This is a genomic window from Winogradskyella sp. ABM4_392 (assembly GCF_056160445.1).
The window spans coordinates 130,562-147,705 of record NZ_JBSWXE010000006.1 but is presented as its reverse complement, the minus strand read 5'-3'; the positions used below and the strand labels follow the sequence as shown (position 1 = coordinate 147,705).

Here is a 17,144-nt window from a genome sequence, read left to right as displayed (position 1 = left end):
TTTCCCTCTCAATATTTTTATCGAAAGCTATGTTTTCCTTTTAGGAAAACAACAATATGGAGTTTCAGGTTAAGAAACATTATTTGTTGAGGCTGTAATGTTTTCGAAATTTCAATTTGGGAAAGAGACCTCTTTTTGAGGTCTTTTTTGTGCGATTAAGAATACAAAAAACATAAATATGTTAACATTTTAAGTATTTCATCGTATTTATTTGTATTTCATCTTTATTGCGCTTATTTTTCACCCTTATAAAGTACAAAGAGGTCAGCCCCAAAAATGACTACTAGTTGTACACTGAAAACTTAACCTAACTTATGGATTATATTAATCGTTCCCTCCTCTTATTCCTATGCTTCATTTGTAGCGTCTCTTATGCGCAACAGATCACAGTAGATAATTCGGTAAGCCCTCAAAATTTAATTGAAAACAACCTTATACAAGGTTGTGTAGAAGTGTCTAATATTAGTTCTCCCTCAAACGGCAGTGTATCTGGTTTGGGTAGTTTTGGTTATTTTGAAAGAGCAAATTCAAATTTCCCTTTTGAAAACGGAATTGTATTAAGTACAGGTAATGCTAATTCTGCAGGAAATATAGAAAATTCAGCAACCTTAAACGAAGGTAACAGTAGTTGGGGAACTGATGCAGATTTAGAAACTGCTCTTGGCATTACAGGAACTCTGAATGCTACATCCATTGAGTTTAATTTTACCTCTATATCAAATCAAATTCAATTTAATTACATTTTAGCCTCTGAAGAATATTTTGGAAATTTTCCTTGTCAATACTCAGATGGCTTTGCTTTTTTAATTAGAGAGGCTGGCACTAATGCTCCGTACACTAATATTGCAATGGTTCCTGGAACTACTACTCCCGTTAACACCAATACAGTTCATGATGAAATCGTTGGATTTTGCGAAGCTTCGAATGAAGCATATTTTGAAGGTTATAGTCTTGGTGATACAAATTACAACGGTAGAACTACAGTATTATCTGCAACTGCTGCTATACAACCCAATGTAGAATATCAAATAAAATTAATTATTGCAGACCAAACTGATGAAAACTATGACTCTGCAGTTTTTATACAAGGTAATAGTTTTAATGCTTCTGTAGATTTAGGTGAAGATTTTTCAACCTGCGCAAGTGATGTAACTTTAGATGGAGATATAGGCAATCCACAGGCAACGTATAGTTGGTACTTTAATGATGTTTTAATTCCTGGTGAGAACCAAACTAATTTTAATGCAAGCGTTACAGGTAACTATCGTGTTGAAATAGAAATTCCACTATCAGGTAGCACTTGTGTTATTGAGGATGATATTAACCTTACTTTAAGTTCCACACAGTCTTCAGACCCAATTTCGGACTTTGAAATTTGTGATGATTTAAGTAATGATGGCATAGAACTATTTGATTTATCTACGAAAGACCCAGAAGTTTTAGCTTCTGTTCCTCCTTCAGATTACACTATATCATACCATTATTCTAATATTGAAGCACAGAATGGTATTAATGGCATTAATGGTACAATTCAAAATACCTCAAATCCACAATTAATATACGTAAGAATTGAAGATAATAATGACGGTTGCTTGGCTTTTTCAAACTTCAATCTTATTGTTAATTCATTACCTAACATCAATAATCCTTCTCCCTTAGAAGTTTGCGATGATCAGGTTGCTGACGGATTTACAACCATAGACCTAAATATAAAAAATGATGAAATCACTAACGGTCTTACTAATCTTATAGTTACCTACCATAGTACACTTTTAGACGCAGCTAGTGGTACAAATCCTTTACCGATGCCTTATGTAAACACAAGCAGTAACGAACAAGTTTTTGTAAGTGTTAGAGATGAGTTTACAGGTTGTATAAGTACTACAACTTTAGATATCACGGTTTTAGATAATCCTGTTATAAATGCAGAAGATCATTTCATAGATGCGTGTGATGCAGACCATGATGGTTTTGCTAATTTCGATTTAACAAGCATAATACCTGATGTCTTAGAAGGTTTAACTGATGTTACTGTCACATTTCATGAAACAAATGATGATGCTTTAATAGGAATTAATCCAATAGCAGATGATACTAACTACACAAATATTGTCTCTGAGGAACAGATTGTGTATATAAGGGTTGAAAGTAACACTACGGGTTGTGCTTCTGTAACACCAATTGAAATACATACCAACTTACTATTAACAGCTACAGATATTGATGATATTTCACGTTGTGATATTAATAATGATGGTGTTGAAGAATTTAGTTTTTTGTCAATTGCCACAAGGTTTATAAATAATTTACCAATAGAGTTTGGTATTTCTATTGAGTTCTATTTAACCGAGAATGATAGAGACAATCAAGTAAATGCAATAGATCAATCGGTTCCTTTTATACCAACTAGTAATCCCCAAACCATTTATTTAGGATTGTCAAGTTCTACATGCTACGACATAGAACAAATAGATATTACCCTTGTTCCTGTTTATGAGTTTGAATCTATTATTGGCCAAACGGTCTGTGATGAAGATCAGGATGGCTTTACAACAACAGACTTATCACAATTTGATGCTCAGGTAACAAATGCTTTAGATGGATTTAACGTTTCTTACTTTTTAACAGAACAAGACGCTAGAAACAATACTAACGTACTACCAAATTTTTATACCAATACTACAAATCCTTTTACAGTTTACCCAAGAATAACTTCTGATGAAACAGGTTGTTCTGATGTTAACTTTTTTGAGATTACAGTTTTAGAAGCACCTATTACCACCACTCCTGCTAATATTGTTATTTGTGATAATGATCAAGACGGTTTATTCACTATCAATCTTTTAGACGTTATTCCAGAGGTAGTAGGCAGTACAAATGAGAGACAAATCACTTTTTATAATAGCCAAACAGATGCTGACAATGGTAGTAATGCCATAACCAGTGAAAGTAGTTATAATGCACAAACTGAAAGTGTTTATATTAGAATAGAAAACACAACTACCGGTTGCCATTCTACAGAAGAACTAAATATTATAGTTAACACCTTACCTGTATTTACTGCGATAGATAACTATAAAATCTGTGAAGATAGTAGCGATGGATTTGCCGACTTCATTTTTAATACTAAAGATGCAGAAATTTTAAATGGGCAAACTGGTAAAGAAGTCTTATACTACTTAAGCCAAGAAGACGCAGATAACAGAACAAATGCCATTAATAAAGATTTAGCTTACCAAAACACCTCAACTCCACAAACTATTTTTGTTAGAGTAGAAAATACAACAGATCAAGATTGCTATGGTACAACAAGCTTTATAATAGAAGTAGGTACAAACCCTGTGTATAACGAGCCTGCAGATTGGTTTGTTTGCGACGACATATCTAACGACGGCTCAGAAACTTTTGATTTGTCTACCAAGATTACTGAAATATCAGAAGGTATATCAGACAACCTAGCTGTTACTTTTTACACATCATTAAATAATGCCGAAAATAGTATTGACCCTCTCCCACTTCAATTTACCAATACGGTAAACCCACAAACCATTTTTGTTCAAATTGATAATGGCACAATATGTAACTCTATAACATCTTTTGAACTTAATGTGATACAAGTGCCAGATGTTAATCCTTCTGTACCTTTAATAACCTGTGATACGAATTATGATGGATTCACAGAGTTTGATTTAACCAATGCTGAATTTGATATTTTAGATGTTCGGCAAGATGATATTGAGATTACTTATTTTGAGAACTATGAAGATGCTGAAACGAACAGTAACTTAATTTCAAATCCTGAAGCTTACACAAATACAAGTAATCCACAAACTGTTTATATTAAAATAAATAATACCATATCAAATTGTTATGTATTAGTTCCTATAGATTTAAGCGTAAATATGCCTCCTGTTATAAATGATTTTCAGTCTTATGACATATGCGAAAATGAGGATAATAGTTTCGACTTAACTGAAATTAATGAGGTTATTATGGATGAAAGTTTTAATGTTCTATTCAGTTACCATAATACAGAAGCTGATGCATATGCGAACGAGAATGCATTAAATACAAATTACACCTACTCTACCAATAACGATACACTTTTTGCACGTGCCGAATTCAGTACTACACATTGTTTTACAGTATACGAATTTAATCTTAATGTAAATCCGCTTCCTATTGCAAACCAACCCGATGATTTAGAAGCTTGTGATGATGATTTTGATGGCTTATTAGACTTTGATTTAACACAACAAAATACTGAAATATTAGGTACTCAAAACCCTTCTAATTTCACAATAACCTACCATAATTCAGAGGATGATGCCAACAGTAATTTATCTGCAGTAGATACAGACTATATTGCTTTTGATTCTGAAATCATATACGCAAGAGTAGAAAACAATGCAACCGCTTGTTACTCAGTAACACAATTTTCAGTTATTATTCATCCTTTACCTATAATAGATATTGAAGATCAGGTGATTTGTTTAGATAATCTACCATTAATTGTTTCTGCAAACACTAATAACCAAACAGATCAATACATATGGTCTACTGGTGAAACCACATCAGAAATTGAAATTACAGAAATTGGTACCTATTGGGTTACCGTAACCACCGAATTTGGTTGCGAAAACACAAGAGTGTTTAGTGTAGCAGAATCTGAAGCTGCAACCATAGAAGCAACTGAGGTTATTGATTTTTCAGACCCTAATAATATCACAGTAACTATAAGTGGTATTGGAAATTATTTATATCAATTAGACGATGGTGAACCTCAAGAATCAAACTTTTTTGATAATGTAGGTATGGGTTACCATACTATAACTATTATAGATTTAAATGGTTGTTCGGAAGTAACTAGAGATGTTTTGGTAATAGACATCCCAAAGCATATGTCACCTAATGGAGATGGTCATTATGATACTTGGCATATCGTTGGTGTAGAAACACTTCCTGGAACCATTATTCATATTTTTGATCGTTATGGTAAACACCTAACAACCCTAAGACATGATAGTCCTGGTTGGGATGGCACATTAAATGGGCACAACCTACCAGCTAGTGATTATTGGTTTGTAGCTAATGTGTCAAGAGGTAATCAATCTTTTGAAGTCAAAGGTCACTTTGCAATTCGTCGTTAAATTCTTTCTTAAAGCAAATAATTAGTTAAAATTGAAGAAAGCATAAGGAAATTCCTATCTTTGGTTATAAGAGTACTTAAGTATTACTAATGTCCTCTAAAAATTAGCTATGATAAGGAATAGATTACTTACTCTTCTCCTCTATTTGTCGTTTGTAAACTTTTTGTTTTCTCAACAAATCGTTACAGACAATACGCTAACTCCGCAACAACTTATCCAAAATCTTGTAGGTGAAAATTGTGCAACTGTTAACAACATCTCATCATCTTATAACGGGAATGTAAATAACATTACAAGTTTTGGAAGCTTTGATAGAGGCACCTCTAATTTTCCTCTAGAGAGTGGTATTATTCTATCTACAGGTAATGTAACAAATGCTGGCAACTCTGTCTTTTCGGACAATCTCAGTGATGGTGATCTTAATTGGGAAACAGATCCAGATGTATTGAATATACTTGGTATAGATCAAACTCTTAATGCAACTTCTATTCAATTTAATTTTAGCACAGCCAACAACTTTGTTGCTTTTAAATACCTTTTTGCATCAGACGAATACCAACAAGATTACCCTTGTACATTTAAAGATGTATTTGCCATTTTAATAAGACCTGTTGGTAGTTCAGATCCTTATGTAAATATTGCATTAGTACCAGAAACAAATACAGAAATTAGCACTAATACTGTCCATCCAAATATCAATGGATTTTGTGACGCAATGAATGAAGATTATTTTCAGGGTTATAATTTACCAAGTACAAACTTCAATGGTCAATCTACAGTATTAATAGCTAATACGGCAGTAATGCCTAATGAAGAATATGAAATAAAATTTGTAATCGCAGACCATATAGACCAACGTTTTGATTCTGCAGTTTTTATTGAAGCTGAAGGCTTTGGTGGCGCAATAGATCTTGGACCTGATCAAGAAATTTGTGGAAATGGTTTTGTTACATTAGATGCTGAAATCAGTAACACTTCTGCGATTTATTCGTGGTTTTTAAACGACACTTTAATCGTAGGGGAAAACAACACTACCCTGACAATAAATGAGGAAGGCATTTATCGTGTAGAAATTGAGCTTCCTCTTACTGGTGGTAACTGCATTCTCTCAGACACTGTACAATTACAAGTTATACCATTCCAGCCTGCTGAACCAATTGAAGATATTTTAGTTTGTGATACGACAGCACCAATAGGTATTTCAGATTTTGATTTTCAAGCATTAAAAAATGATGAGATACTTTCTGAATTACCATCAGATAATTACATAATTACTTATCATTTATCTTTGAATGATGCACAAGAAAACATAAATTCGATTACAGGCATTTATGAGAATACTGAAGCACTAGAGACTATTTTTGTTAGAATTGAAAGTTTAGATGGTAGTTGTTTACAGGTTGGTAATTTTAATATAAAAATTGAGCTGGCACCAACTACACAAGACTATGATTTAGAAGTGTGCATAGACCAAATTGCAGATCCAGGAATAAATGATATTAACCAGTTCAGAAGCATACTTTCGGATAATAACCTAGATAGAGACATCAGGTTTTTCCTAACTGAAGAAGATGCTATTAATCTAGAAAACCAAATTTTTGACTTTCCTGATTTTAATGACCAGCCACCATTTGTAGTAGCAAGAATATCGCTAGATTCTCAGCCTGAGAGTTGTTTTTCGTTAGCATATTTAAACTTTATATACATAGGTCCACCTCCATTATATACGGATCGACTTATATTAGATGCCTGTATAGATCCTGAATATGAGGAATATGATGGAACCAATCTTCTAACTTACGATAATGTTCCTGTAACTTTCGATATTGAAAGTTATTTTGAACTTATTGAAACGACAATCTTTCCTGGGTCAAGTGTTAGAACATTAGCCTTGTATGGCTTAGGTAATCCCAGATCATGGACACTTACCACTTCACCATCATTCACCTTTAGACTTGGTATATCTTTTGAAAACGGTAATTGTTTTTCTGAAATTGAACTCGAAGTGCACAAGAACTATTTATTTAACATTATTGGTGCAGAAAAAGACATAAATAAGTGTGATGACAACTCTAATGACGGCATTGAAATTTTTAATTTTGAAGAGATGAGGTCTGAGATTATAGACGGACTAACTCCTGAGTACACACCTAATTTATTTATAGAATATTATCAATCTGAAGAAGATAGAGCCGCAGGAATTAATGAAATTGATCAAACAAATAACCTTACTGTAAATACTTCTGAAACCTTATATATTAAAGCTTATTACATAATTAATGGGATTGTTGGCTGCTCCATTGACTCACAGATTAACCTCAATGTAGAACCAGCACTAAATCTACCAGATTTCATTTTTGATTACTGTGGTAATACTGATCCCGTGAGTAATACTACCAATATAATATTAGAAGTTGTGGCTAATCAAATTAGAAATCAAATCCTAAATAACTCAAATACTGTTTTAGCTGTAGATTTCTTTGTTACTGAAGATGATGCACTAAATAACGAAAATGCATTAGTCAATAACTTTGATCTTAGCGAAGGACAAAATCTATTTACTAGAGTTACAAACGCATTTACAGGTTGCTTTGATATTGCAGAAGTAACACTAAATATCACAGCAGCTATAGAAGCAACAAACCCAGAACCTATTATAATATGTGATGAAGACCAGAACCTTCAGGCTACTGTAAATCTTACAAGCGTAATAGAGGAATTAAATATTGACACAAGTAATTTTGATCTAACTTTTCATGAAACTTTTGAAAATGCCCAAAGAGATTATTTTCTGCCGATTACTAACCCAACTAATTATCCTACAACCACCAGAACAGTATATCTCAGAGCAGAATTAAACGACGAAAGCTGTTTTACAATTTTTAACATTGAAATTCTAATTTACGCTGATCCACAATTAAATGTGACAACAGATATGATTAACTGTGAAGTCAATCCTAATATTCCTTCTAATTTCATTTTTGAAGATAAGGATGTAGAATTTATAGGCAATCAACAAGGTATGCAAGTCCTTTATTTTGAAACCGAAGACGATGCCATAAATAGAGAAAATGAAATAGACAAGACTCTTCCATATCAAAACATTTCAAACCCTCAAACAATATATGTAAGGTTAGAAAATGAAGATGGCAATGGCTGTTACAAAATCGAACCAATGCAAATAGAGGTAAGAGAAACACCAGATTACAACATACCTACAGATATCTTTGAGTGTGATATCAATAATACAGGGTTTGCAACAACAAATCTTAATAACATAATAGAAGAAATTGAGTTTGGTAGTACCACAGATTTAAATGTTTCTTTTCACTCTACACCACTCAATGCAGAACTCGGTACCAATGCCATTCCGTTAAATTTTACAGCCACAACTAATCCTCAAATTATATATGCTAGAATTGAGAATGCAAACTCTGGTTGTTATAATGTTGAGACTTTTAGCCTTAACACGCTTTCACTACCAGAAGTAACTTATGGACAATCCTTAGTGGCTTGTGGCAATAACTACGATACTTCTGTAGAGTGGAATTTAACCCAAATTGAACTCAATATCTTAGATGGCAGACAATACAACATTGACTTTACTTATTTTAATTCTGAAGTTGATGCGCAGAATAATGTTAATAGTATTGATAATCCTACTGCATATACAAATACTAGCAGTCCAGAGACGGTGTATGCCAGAGTTCGTAATGTGACAACGGATTGTTTCTCTGTTGTACCTTTTGAGCTGATTATCAACTCTCCTCCTGAAATCAATCAGTTTGATGTTTATGATATTTGCGATAACGACACCAATACTTTAGACTTTCACGACATTGATTTGCTTTTGGTTGATAACACCTTTAATGTTTTAATTAGTTATTACCAAACAACAGACGATGCAGAAAATGACAATAATGCCTTAAACACAGATTACATCTACATAAATAATATTGAAACTCTTGTAGCTAGAGTAGAATACACTACAACTGGTTGTTATGCAATCTATCCTTTTGAGTTACGAGTAAATCCAATGCCTATTGCAAACCAACCTGATAATATAATAGAATGTGATGATGATTTTGATGGACAATTAACTCTTAATTTGTCTCAGCAAGATATTCCAATTCTTAATGGACAAAATCCTGATGAATTCTCAGTAAGTTATTATAATTCTGAAGTTGATGCTATTGAAAACAATAATGTCTTAACCAATCAATATCTAGCTTCAAATAATGAGGTTATTTTCGCAAGGGTTGAAAACAGTACAACAGGTTGTTTCAATACCACACAATTCTCTGTTATTATCAATAACAAACCTATTGCAGATATTGATGATCAAGTACTTTGTCTCAATGATTTACCTTTAGTGGTCTCTGCTGAAACCAATAATCCTTTGGATACTTATGAATGGTCTACAAATGAAACTTCTTCTTCAATTGAGATTACTACTATTGGGTCCTATTCTGTTACGGTTACCAATGAATTTGGGTGTCAAACCACATCTACATTTTCTGTAACGGAATCTAACTCTGCTGAAATTGATCTTGTTGAGACCATAGATTTTGCAGATCCAAATAACATCATTGTTACAGTAACTGGTATTGGTAATTATCTCTATCAATTAAATGACCTACCTTTTCAAACTTCTGGAACCTTCTACAACGTACCTATCGGATACAATACCGTAACAATTATAGATCAGAATGGTTGTGCTCAAATTACAAAAGAGGTTTTAGTGATTGATACACCAAAACATCTAACTCCAAATGGTGACGGCCAATACGATACTTGGCACATTACTGGTGCAGAAACTCTTCCTGGTACAGTAATCTATATTTTTGATAGGTATGGCAAACTCATTAAAACACTTCTACATACCTCACCTGGTTGGGATGGCTCGTATAATGGTAATCCTATGCCTATTGGCGACTATTGGTTTATTGCCAAAGTAGTACAAGATGATAAGTCTTTTGAAATTAAAGGTCACTTTGCTTTAAAACGTTAGTTATAACCTGTAGTTAACACTTTTTAATATTTTCTATGCGTATCTTTGCACTCTCTAAAAATTGAGATGAAGAAAGTATTAAGACTTGTTGTATTTTTTATATCACTATATACCTACTCACAGAATATTGTGGTTGATAGCCAAAGCTACACTCCACAGCAACTTATAGAAGATATATTAATTGACAGTGAATGTATTACCAATATTAATGTTACCAATGTAATAGGTGGTGATTTTGGTGGTACTGATCAGAGTTATGGCTATTTTGATGCCTCTGGAACAAGTTTCCCTTTTGAAAGTGGTATTGTTTTAAGTACTGGTAGACTAGTAAATGTACCTGGCCCAAATAATAACTTAAGTGATGATGATGCACCTAATTGGCCTGGTGATCTTGATTTAGAGAACATCCTAAACGAAAGCAATACCTTTAACGCTACAATTTTAGAATTTGATTTTACTGCTGTTGCTTCACAGGTAAGCTTTAGATACTTATTTGCTTCTGAAGAATATCAAGAAAATAATCCTAATAGTTGTGAGTTTTCTGATTTGTTTGGGTTTTTAATCAGACCTACTGCTGGTGACAATCCATATCAAAATATAGCATTAGTACCAGACACCAACACACCTGTTAAGGCAACGACAGTTACACCAGGTGTTCCAGGATCGTGTCCACCACAAAACGAATTTTATTTTGGTAGTTATAATGGCATTAATTCACCAATAAATTTTAACGGTCAAACAGCTGTTTTAACAGCAACAGCAGATATAATTCCTAATCAATCTTACCATGTAAAACTCGTCATAGCAGATGAGCAAAACTTTCGTTATGACTCTGCGGTATTTTTAGAGGCTGGTAGCTTTCAACTTTCTACAGATTTAGGTCCAAACCGACTTATTTCTACAGGAAATGCATTATGCGAAGGAGAAACTCTAGAGCTCAATGCAAATAATCCTTCGTTAAGTTCATACAGCTGGTACAAAGATGGTGTGTTACAAGAAACAACTCCTAATTGCTTTAATTGTGGATATTACACAATAACAGAACCTGGTACCTACAATGTTGAAGTGACTATCTTAGATGATTGTATTTCTTACGGAGAAATCATTGTTGAATATGCCTCATTACCTATTGGACAAGACTCAGTATTAACGGAATGTGATATAGACACAGACGGATTAACAACCTATAATCTTTTTGATGCAGAAAGTAGTTTGATTAATAATGATAATTCATTAACTATTTCAGATTTTTTCTTAACGGAAGATGATGCAAGAGATAACATAAACCCTATCTCAAATCCAACTAGTTTTGATAATACCGAAGCATTTCAGAATGTATTTGCTCGCATTGTTAATGCTGCAAATTGCTTTGATGTTGTGGCTCTGGAATTACAAACCACCAACACTATAATATCAATTCCTGATTTGGGTGCTTGTGATGGCATAAATATGGATGGTTTTGCCACGTTTGCTTTAAGCGATATTGAAGCTTCCATTATCGCTCAAATTCCAACAGGATCTCAAGTAGCATATTATGAAACACTTGAAAATGCTTTAAGCGAAAGCAATTCTTTACCAAACAATTACACCAACATCACAGCTGATACACAAACCATTTTTGTAAAAATTAAAAACGATAATCAGTGTTTCAGTATTTCAACAGCAAATCTGAATGTACTTTACACTCCTGTATTAGAAGCAGATGAAACTCTAATTTATTGCACAAATACGTTTCCTGAAACAATTACACTTCATGGTGGAGTTTTAAATGATTTACCAAACAATTACTACTATGAGTGGTATTTTAATGGTGCTTTAACAGATATTGACACCTCGTTCAATGAGATCAACGAAGCAGGAAACTATACCGTAATTGTAACCGATCCTAACGGTTGTTCTTCAAGCCGAACTATAACAGTAAATGCATCTGAAACCGCTATAGTTGAAAGTATTTCTATTGAAGGTATTTCTCCAAACAACACTGTTACAATTAATATTTCTGGACAGGGAATTTACGATTTTGCGATAGATGATAGTAGTGGTAATTACCAAGAAAGCAATGTATTTTTTAATATTCCTGAAGGGGAACATACTATTTATATAAAAGACCGGAATGGTTGTGGCATCGTTGAAGAAACCATAACAATAGTTGGCATCCCTAAATTCTTTACTCCAAATGGAGATGATGTTAATGACACTTGGCAAATTGTAGGCACCAATACAAATCTCAACCAAATTGAAAGCTTACAGATTTTTGATCGCTACGGAAAAATAATGCTACAATCGTATTCTGGCGGTTTTAGTTGGGACGGAAATTATAAAGGCAATCCTATGCCATCAAGCGATTATTGGTATATCGTAAAGTTTAGACAAGACACTTCAAACTACGAAATTAAAGGTCACTTTGCTTTAAAACGTTAATTGATTACTGCCAATCTTTATCGTAAATTTGTGCTATGCGCTTTAAGATAGAATCAGAATTTAAACCTACAGGAGACCAACCCGAAGCTATAAAACAATTAGCTGGTGGCATCACACAGGGTGAACGCTACCAAACCTTACTTGGTGTTACAGGTTCAGGAAAAACATTTACCGTTGCCAACGTCATTGAAGAAGTACAACGACCAACCTTGGTTTTAGCGCACAACAAAACCTTGGCTGCACAATTGTACTCTGAGTTCAAACAGTTTTTTCCTAATAATGCTGTAGAATACTTTGTATCGTATTACGACTATTACCAACCAGAGGCTTACATTCCTGTTTCTGGTGTTTATATAGAAAAAGATTTATCTATAAACGAAGAAATCGAGAAGATGCGATTGAGCACAACCTCTTCTCTACTTTCTGGACGTCGCGATGTTCTCGTAGTTGCATCAGTATCTTGTTTGTATGGTATTGGTAATCCTGTTGAATTTCAGAAAAATGTTATTACGCTAGAGCGTGATCAGGTAATTTCCAGAACTAAACTTTTACATCAGTTGGTGCAAAGTTTATACTCTCGTACGGAAGCCGAATTTAAAAATGGAAACTTTAGAATAAAAGGAGATACTGTAGATGTCTTTCCTGGATATTCAGACAATGCGTTTAGAATTCATTTTTTTGGTGATGAAATTGAAGAAATTGAAGCTTTTGATCCGTATTCTAATGAAGTGATTGAGCGCTATGACAGACTCAACATCTATCCTGCAAACATGTTTGTAACATCGCCTGACGTACTTCAAAATGCAATTAGAGACATACAAGATGATTTGGTAAAACAACACGATTATTTTAAAGATATAGGCAAACATCTGGAAGCCAAACGTCTTAAAGAACGTACCGAATTTGATCTTGAGATGATTCGTGAATTAGGCTACTGCTCTGGTATTGAGAACTACTCGAGATACCTAGATGGTAGAGCTCCTGGTACCAGACCCTTCTGTTTGCTCGACTATTTTCCAGATGATTATTTAATGGTTGTAGACGAAAGTCATGTTACGATTTCTCAAGTACATGCTATGTATGGTGGAGATAGAAGTCGTAAGGAAAATTTAGTAGAATATGGTTTTAGATTGCCTGCTGCCATGGATAACAGACCTTTAAAGTTTGAAGAATTTGAAGCGTTGCAAAATCAGGTGATTTACGTTTCCGCAACTCCAGCAGATTACGAAATGCAAAAAACAGATGGAGTTTACGTTGAGCAAGTTATTAGACCGACTGGCTTATTAGATCCAATTATTGAGGTGCGACCTAGCTTAAATCAAATTGATGATTTAATCGAAGAGATACAAGACCGTGTAGAAAAAGACGAACGTACTTTGGTCACTACATTAACCAAGCGTATGGCAGAAGAATTGGTAAAATACTTAACACGTATTGCTATTCGTTGTCGCTACATTCATAGTGATGTAGATACGCTAGAGCGTGTAGAAATTATGCAAGACTTGCGTAAAGGACTTTTTGATGTTTTGGTAGGTGTTAACTTACTACGTGAAGGTTTAGACTTACCAGAAGTATCATTAGTAGCCATTTTAGATGCTGATAAAGAAGGTTTTTTACGTTCTAATCGTTCACTAACCCAAACTGTTGGTAGAGCTGCGAGAAACTTAAATGGTAAAGCGATAATGTATGCAGATACTATTACCAAAAGTATGCAGCAAACTATAGATGAAACTAACTACAGACGTGAAAAGCAGATTGCTTACAACACGGCAAACAATATCACACCAAAGGCACTTAACAAAAGTCTAGATAGTGCATTAGCTAAAAATTCTGTAAGTACATACAAAACAGAACTCGATGCTAAATTAGCCGCAGAACCAGAAAGCGAATACCTTACAAAATCGCAACTCGAAAAGAAAATTAGAGAAAAGCGTAAGCAAATGGAACAAGCTGCAAAAGCTCTAGACTTTATGGAAGCAGCGCGTTTTAGAGATGAAATTACTGCTTATCAAGAAAAGTTAGAAAAGTTGAAAGTGAAATAGTGATTAGTGAAACTAATAAATTAATGAGCATATAATCAACTTAACCAATACACTTCTTACGATTCAATATATAAAATCTTAAACGATTAAACATTTTGGGCTCCTAATTATACTGAACCTTAAAAATATCGATTAAAAAATCTGGTGGTACTATTTTGTTTGGAAAACTATCCATTAAATCTAAAACCCTGTTAATAGATTCATGGCTTAATCCCATACGTAATCCAAAGTTGTGGATCTTCACTAATTGTTTAGGTGATACTTTGTGATCTAAGTTCATTAAAAGCACTAATCGGTGAAACTGAACAATACGCTCACTATGCGTTTTTAAATGTACATAGGTTACAGGATGCTCAAAAAGGTATTCAAAATCTTCTTTAGAAATATCCAATTGTTTCGCTATACTAAACAAGAAATTATACTCAATAGTTTTTATATTTTCATCTGTCTGAGCAAAAGCAATCATCTCAGAAAGCAAACTCAATTTTTCAGCACGATTAATCATCTATATAGGGAATTAGGGTGAATTAATTAACTATGTAAAGTTACAGAGGTACATTATTTTATTGTCGTTGATATAATGTATCTTGTCGAAAAATTAAATGTACTTAGTCGGTATTTTTAAACTTTTATCAAGCTCTAAAGCCTATAATAGTATGCGTTTCAGCCATTTTTTGATATTTTTTTGTCTATTAATTTGTTTCAAAATTAATGCGCAAAGTACTGCTTCTAAACAGGTTACAACTTTTACAATTGCTGCACCTCAACTCGATACTCTGAAGACAATTTGGGTGTATTTACCGAAGAATTACGAAAATTCTGAAAAAGCGTATCCTGTCATTTATATGCACGATGCACAAAATCTATTTGATGATGAAACTTCATATGTTGGAGAATGGAAAGTAGACGAATACCTAGATAGCCTTTCTAAAAACGAAAGCATAATTATTGGTATAGAGCATGGCAATGCAAAACGAATCGATGAGTTAACACCTTATAAACACGAAAAATATGGTGGCGGACAAGGTGAAGACTACATAACTTTTATAAAAAATACGCTTAAGCCACATGTAGATGTTGCTTACCGCACAAAACCAGAAGCCGAGAACACAACTATCTTTGGGGCTTCACTTGGTGGATTAATATCCTTTTATGCAGCAATAAAATATCCTGAGACCTTTGGTAAAGCAGGTGTTTTCTCACCTTCATTTTGGTTTAGTGAAAAAATTTATGATTTAGTAAAATCCGTTGACATATCTACAACTTCAAAATTATATTTTTTAGTTGGTGATAGTGAGAGTGACACCATGGTTCCAAATCAAACCAAAATGATAGAATTATTGAAATCTAAAGGAGTTAATAATCATCAAATTGAAAACCACATCATAAAAGGTGGACAGCACAATGAGAAACTATGGTCCGAAAATTTTGCAGCAGCTTATAATTGGCTATTCTCAGAAACAAACTAGACATGACAAATAACGATATATTAAAAAAACTAAGAGTTGCTCACAAACTCAGAGACGAAGACATTGTAAAAATTCTGGAGCTTGTAGATTTTAGGATTTCTAAAAGCGAACTTAATGCTTTTTTTAGACGCGAAGATCATCCAAAGTATATGGAATGTGGTGACCAAATTCTGAGAAATTTTCTAAATGGATTAATTATCCATTTAAGAGGTCCTATGCCAAAACCACAAAAAAAGAAGGGATAAATTATCAACTTCGCAAAAATAAATAATTGATTTTTTTGTTTTAAACCAAGCCTATATATTTAAAATATAAAAGTTGATAAATAGCATGTTTGAAACCTCTTTAAATTACACTCCTTTGTTAGATATTTCTTCAGAGGAAATAAAAGCACTTAATAAAAAATACAAACCCTTATCTGCACAAGAACGTATAAAGCAATTATACATAGATTTTAATATTGCAGATGTAATGCTAACCAGTTCTTTTGCTGCGACTTCGGCATTTTTATTAAAGTTGATTTCAGATATTAACAATAAACAAGAAGTGTTTTTTATTGATACAGGGTATCATTTTGAAGACACCTTAAAATACAAAACTACTTTAGAAAAAAAATACAATCTCAACGTTACTTCTATTTCTGCAATTAAAGAAGAACACGAGTTTACAACCAAAGATGAAACCTGGAAGAAAAACCCTGATTTCTGTTGTTCAATCAATAAAGTTCAACCTTTGGAAAAAATAAAGAAAGATTACAAGGTTTGGATTTCTGGTTTAATGGAATGGCAAAGTGACCATAGAGCAACGCTAGATATCTTTGAAGAGCGTGGCAATATTTTAAAGTTTTATCCGCTTTTAGATGTTACTAAAGAAGAACGAGATTCTTTTATAGAAGAACATAACCTTCCGTTTCATCCTTTGGTAGCTAAGGGCTATCACTCTATTGGCTGTAAGCATTGTACAGTACCTGGAGAAGATAGAGGTGGTCGTTGGAATAACAACCCTAAAACCGAATGTGGTTTGCATTTATAAAAAAAGAGTAACTATTGCA

8 protein-coding genes are annotated in these 17,144 nt (G+C 33.4%); 7 read left to right on the top strand and 1 reads right to left on the bottom strand.

Going from position 1 to position 17,144, the window contains the following annotated elements; translation table 11 throughout:
* Nucleotides 1-314: 314 nt before the first annotated feature.
* From ACXAFS_RS13120 to uvrB, 4 genes are all read left to right on the top strand, one after another.
* Nucleotides 315-5,150 carry a choice-of-anchor L domain-containing protein gene (locus ACXAFS_RS13120; protein WP_475307492.1) on the top strand — a complete coding sequence of 1,612 codons (4,836 nt, stop codon included), beginning with the start codon at nt 315-317 and terminating at the stop codon, nt 5,148-5,150.
* A gap of 109 nt (nt 5,151-5,259) precedes the next feature.
* A complete protein-coding gene (locus tag ACXAFS_RS13115; RefSeq protein ID WP_475307491.1) occupies nt 5,260-10,161 on the top strand; it encodes a choice-of-anchor L domain-containing protein in 4,902 nt (1,633 codons plus the stop codon).
* A 66-nt stretch (nt 10,162-10,227) separates the two neighbouring features.
* Nucleotides 10,228-12,582 carry a choice-of-anchor L domain-containing protein gene (locus tag ACXAFS_RS13110; RefSeq protein WP_475307490.1) on the top strand — a complete coding sequence of 785 codons (2,355 nt, stop codon included), beginning with the start codon at nt 10,228-10,230 and terminating at the stop codon, nt 12,580-12,582.
* 35 nt (nt 12,583-12,617) lie between these two features.
* Entirely contained in the window at nt 12,618-14,624 is a 2,007-nt protein-coding gene (gene uvrB / locus ACXAFS_RS13105; RefSeq protein WP_475307488.1) for an excinuclease ABC subunit UvrB, read from the top strand.
* A 103-nt stretch (nt 14,625-14,727) separates the two neighbouring features.
* Here uvrB and ACXAFS_RS13100 read toward each other — a convergent pair whose 3' ends face one another.
* Complete coding sequence (locus tag ACXAFS_RS13100; RefSeq protein ID WP_475307487.1) at nt 14,728-15,129, bottom strand: TerB family tellurite resistance protein; 402 nt, start codon at nt 15,127-15,129, stop codon at nt 14,728-14,730.
* A gap of 151 nt (nt 15,130-15,280) precedes the next feature.
* On the opposite strand from ACXAFS_RS13100, the gene ACXAFS_RS13095 reads away from it, so the two are divergent.
* The 3 genes from ACXAFS_RS13095 (at nt 15,281) to ACXAFS_RS13085 (ending at nt 17,125) form a co-directional block, all read left to right on the top strand.
* Nucleotides 15,281-16,093 carry an alpha/beta hydrolase gene (locus ACXAFS_RS13095; RefSeq protein WP_475307486.1) on the top strand — a complete coding sequence of 271 codons (813 nt, stop codon included), beginning with the start codon at nt 15,281-15,283 and terminating at the stop codon, nt 16,091-16,093.
* Nucleotides 16,094-16,095: 2 nt separating this feature from the next.
* Nucleotides 16,096-16,338, top strand: coding sequence for a DUF1456 family protein (locus ACXAFS_RS13090; protein WP_475307484.1), 243 nt, complete (start codon nt 16,096-16,098; stop codon nt 16,336-16,338).
* Between the two features lie 85 nt (nt 16,339-16,423).
* Nucleotides 16,424-17,125 carry a phosphoadenylyl-sulfate reductase gene (locus ACXAFS_RS13085; protein ID WP_475307483.1) on the top strand — a complete coding sequence of 234 codons (702 nt, stop codon included), beginning with the start codon at nt 16,424-16,426 and terminating at the stop codon, nt 17,123-17,125.
* Nucleotides 17,126-17,144: the final 19 nt, after the last annotated feature.

Excerpts from the sequence above, each read along its gene's own strand:
- ACXAFS_RS13095 (WP_475307486.1), top strand. The coding sequence starts at position 15,281 with ATGCGTTTCAGCCATTTTTTGATATTTTTTTGTCTATTAATTTGTTTC.
- ACXAFS_RS13085 (WP_475307483.1), top strand. The coding sequence starts at position 16,424 with ATGTTTGAAACCTCTTTAAATTACACTCCTTTGTTAGATATTTCTTCA.
- ACXAFS_RS13100 (WP_475307487.1), bottom strand. The coding sequence starts at position 15,129 with ATGATTAATCGTGCTGAAAAATTGAGTTTGCTTTCTGAGATGATTGCT.
- ACXAFS_RS13115 (WP_475307491.1), top strand. The coding sequence starts at position 5,260 with ATGATAAGGAATAGATTACTTACTCTTCTCCTCTATTTGTCGTTTGTA.
- uvrB (WP_475307488.1), top strand. The coding sequence starts at position 12,618 with ATGCGCTTTAAGATAGAATCAGAATTTAAACCTACAGGAGACCAACCC.
- ACXAFS_RS13090 (WP_475307484.1), top strand. The coding sequence starts at position 16,096 with ATGACAAATAACGATATATTAAAAAAACTAAGAGTTGCTCACAAACTC.
- ACXAFS_RS13110 (WP_475307490.1), top strand. The coding sequence starts at position 10,228 with ATGAAGAAAGTATTAAGACTTGTTGTATTTTTTATATCACTATATACC.
- ACXAFS_RS13120 (WP_475307492.1), top strand. The coding sequence starts at position 315 with ATGGATTATATTAATCGTTCCCTCCTCTTATTCCTATGCTTCATTTGT.